Raw genomic sequence first — 2,744 nt, 5'->3', positions numbered from 1 at the left:
GATAATGTTATTGAAACCAATAGTAGTGTAGGGATTTTTAAAGATATAACTGATGAATTATCTAATGTTGAAGCGGACAATATGGTTAATGGTGTTATTTTAGATTCAACATACATTGTTGTTAATGATGATAATTATCATGAATATTTTAATAAAAATGGTTATTTAACATTTGAATTTAATGAAAATAAAACTAAAATAATATTTTTAACATTTTTAACAAATAAAAATTTAATTTTTCAGGAAAAAATTAATGTTATTAGTAATAAAATGAATAATTTATTAATTAATGTTACAATCACTTTTGAAGCAGATGCAAGTGGTTCATTAATCCGTGATTTTAATTTCATTAATTATGATAGAGAAGCTATTATTTTAAATGGAGTTCATGATGTCACAGTAACTAAAAATAATATTACAAATTTATTTAGAAATGGTAGTTTGTCTAATTCTGCCATATTGATTGAAGATGTTTGTGAAAATCTTATTATTTCACATAATAATTTGTATATAAATTCAAAAACATTTTATACTTATGCAATTAATGCTCCTTCAGTTAACCCGTCTACCCATAAAATGAATAAAAAATTGTCTAAAAGAGTTAATATTTTTAATAATACTATTATTATGATTTCTTCTGGTGTTACAGAAGCTATATATACCGATACATTATCTGAAAGTGATTTTATTTCCAATAAAATCAATATTATCTCTAAAGATTATGGATATGGTATTGCATTTGCCAATGTTATTGGAAAGTTATCAGGGATTAATGTTTCTAATAATGAAATTATTATTCACAGTGAACAAATGGCATATTTAATTGAATGTCATATGGTTGATAATTCAACAATTGAAAATAATAACTTATATGGTAAAAGTAATGGAGTTTATGCTATTGGCACATATTTATCCAACAATATTTCCATTAACAACAACAAAATTTCAGTATTTGGAGGAGATTTATCTAAAATCTTAGAAATATCCGATTTATTAGGCATAGGAAATTCAGCCATAGCAATACTTAAAAATTCAACAAACATAAGTATATTTGGTAATATTATTTATGTTAATCTTTCAAAAACAATATTTGACAATAATACTAATGGAATTATAAACACCTCTTTTAATTCATTTATTGTTGATAGTGAAAATTACAACTGTTATTTTAATAAAAACGGGGAATTATATTCTAATATTATAACACAAAACAGTACTTTGCTACTTCATAATTTAACAAAAAATCAATTATTGATTATAAATGATTTAGTTAAAATTTCTTCTTATTATTCTAATTTAAGTGTTTGTGTTTCAATAGTTTTTAAAAATAATGCTTCCAATTCAACTATTTACAATGTCTCTTTTATTAATTCTTCAATTGATTTAATTAATGTTTCAAATATAAGTATAATAAATAATACCTTCAATTCCTCAAATAATTATATATTAAACATTTTTGATGGAGAAAAAAATTTATTCACTAATAATAAATTATTTATCAATTCTACCAAAATTTCAGCAATTAATCTTAATAAAACTTCATTAAACACAATAAAAAACAACAATATTACATTTAAAACATCTAATTCTAAAATTATAACCATTATCAATTCAAATTCAACATCAATAACTAATAATATAATAATGGGCTTATCTGATCTATTAATTTTTATTTACTCCAATAATTCAAATTATGACAATATTCATGAAAATATATTAAAAGCTAATGCTTCATCAATATATGGATATTTAGCTTCTAATGCAAAATGGAGTAACATTAACAAAAATAATATTTTAATTAACAAAACCGGCAATCAATCAGCAATATATTACTGTAATAATTCATCTAATAATACAGTTATTGAAAATTACATCGTTTCATATTCACTAAATAATAACGATTATGCAGTTTCAATAATTTCAAATAAAAAATTATCAAATTCAATAATTAAAAACTACCTAATAAGTTCCAATGGATTTAAACGAGCAAATCATGCAGTATATGCCCCATTTGACCTGGTTAAAGATAATTCTCCATTTGACATATATGTAGCATCTAATGGAAGCGATATTACAGGTAATGGCAGTATAAATAATCCTTATGCTACAATTAAAAAAGCCATAGAAAATAGTTTAAATCTATGCATTATACATGTATTCGATGGAAATTATACAGAATACAATATTACTATTGATAAAAATTTAACACTCAATGCCATTAACTTAGGTAAAGCTTTCATAAATGTTCAAAATAAACAACTATTCAATATACTTGAAAATAATACTTTATCAATTTCTGGTTTTTTAATTGCCAATGCCCATAATACAGATGGAGGATCTGTATTTATTAATAATGGTAATTTATTTATCAATAATTTAATTATATTTAATTCCTCATCTTATTTTGATAATTCCCACCCAGTTTTCAACCAAAATATAACATACCATGAGAATGATTTAATTTATAAAGCATATACGGTTGATTGTTCTAATACAGGTAAAGGAGGAGTAATTCTAAATAATGGACAATTAACAATCAATTCTTCTGTCTTTTTTAATAATTTTGGACATCGTGGAGGAGTAATAGCCGATTACGGTAAAACTATTATAAATTCATCAATTTTTTATAATAATCAAGGAATACATGGAGGAGTAATTTATTCAGATTCAAAAAACAAATTATCAATAATCAACTCTACTTTTAATAATAACACAGCATTAACCTCAATAGACTTTTGTAGAAT

1 pseudogene is annotated in these 2,744 nt (G+C 22.8%); it reads left to right on the top strand.

Going from position 1 to position 2,744, the window contains the following annotated elements:
* A pseudogene (locus MBORA_RS10895) lies at nt 1-2,744 on the top strand (adhesin); the annotation flags it as partial.

The sequence above is a fragment of the Methanobrevibacter oralis genome, from assembly GCF_001639275.1.
GTDB classification, from domain to species: Archaea; Methanobacteriota; Methanobacteria; order Methanobacteriales; family Methanobacteriaceae; genus Methanocatella; species Methanocatella oralis.
The sequence above is the reverse complement of the archived record's forward strand: the minus strand, read 5'-3'. Positions and strand labels throughout refer to the sequence as shown.